Source organism: Kitasatospora indigofera, from assembly GCF_014655955.1.
In the GTDB taxonomy this organism is placed as follows: Bacteria; Actinomycetota; Actinomycetes; order Streptomycetales; family Streptomycetaceae; genus Kitasatospora; species Kitasatospora indigofera.
The window spans coordinates 1-1,048 of record NZ_BNBO01000160.1 but is presented as its reverse complement, the minus strand read 5'-3'; the positions used below and the strand labels follow the sequence as shown (position 1 = coordinate 1,048).

The following is a 1,048-nucleotide window of genomic DNA, read 5'->3' as shown; positions in this document are numbered from 1 at the left end:
GCGGCGAGATCCTCGAACTCAAGGAGACCATCAACACGATGGTCGACCAGCTCTCCGCCTTCGCCGACGAGGTGACCCGGGTGGCCCGCGAGGTCGGCACCGAGGGCAACCTCGGCGGCCAGGCCACCGTCCGGGGCGTCTCCGGCACCTGGAAGGACCTCACGGACAACGTCAACGTGATGGCCTCCAACCTGACCGGCCAGGTCCGCTCGATCGCCCAGGTGGCGACGGCGGTGGCGCGCGGCGACCTCTCGCAGAAGATCACCGTGGAGGCCAAGGGCGAGGTGGCGGCGCTGGCCGGGGTGATCAACACCATGGTCGACACCCTGTCGGCGTTCGCCGACGAGGTGACCCGGGTGGCCCGCGAGGTCGGCACCGAGGGGACGCTGGGCGGCCAGGCCCGGGTGCCGAACGTGGCCGGCACCTGGAAGGACCTCACCGACAACGTCAACTCGATGGCCAACAACCTGACCGGCCAGGTCCGCAACATCGCGCAGGTCACCACGGCGGTGGCCCGCGGCGACCTGACCCGCAAGATCGACGTCGACGCGCGCGGCGAGATCCTGGAGCTCAAGACCACCATCAACACCATGGTCGACCAGCTATCCTCGTTCGCCGCGGAGGTCACCCGGGTGGCCCGCGAGGTCGGCAGCGAGGGCCGGCTCGGCGGCCAGGCCGAGGTGGAGGGCGTCTCCGGCACCTGGAAGCGGCTGACCGAGAACGTCAACGAGCTGGCCGGGAACCTGACCCGCCAGGTCCGCGCGATCGCCGAGGTGACCAGCGCGGTCGCCGAGGGCGACCTGACCCGATCCATCACCGTCGATGCCTCCGGCGAGGTCGCGGACCTCAAGGACAACATCAACTTCATGGTGGAGTCCCTGCGCGAGACCACCCGCGCCAACGAGGACCAGGACTGGCTCAAGTCCAACCTGGCCCGGATCTCCGCCCTGATGCAGGGCCGCCGCGACCTGGCCGTCGTCGCCGAACTGATCATGGACGAACTCACCCCGCTGGTCGGCGCCCAGTACGGCGCCTTCTACCTCGCCGA

At 69.9% G+C, this 1,048-nt stretch carries 1 protein-coding gene; it reads left to right on the top strand.

All coding sequences use genetic code 11. The annotated features are described in order from the left end of the window. Window positions 1-1,048: HAMP domain-containing protein (locus tag IE329_RS39935; protein ID WP_190215977.1), on the top strand; the 1,048-nt coding region annotated here is incomplete at both ends.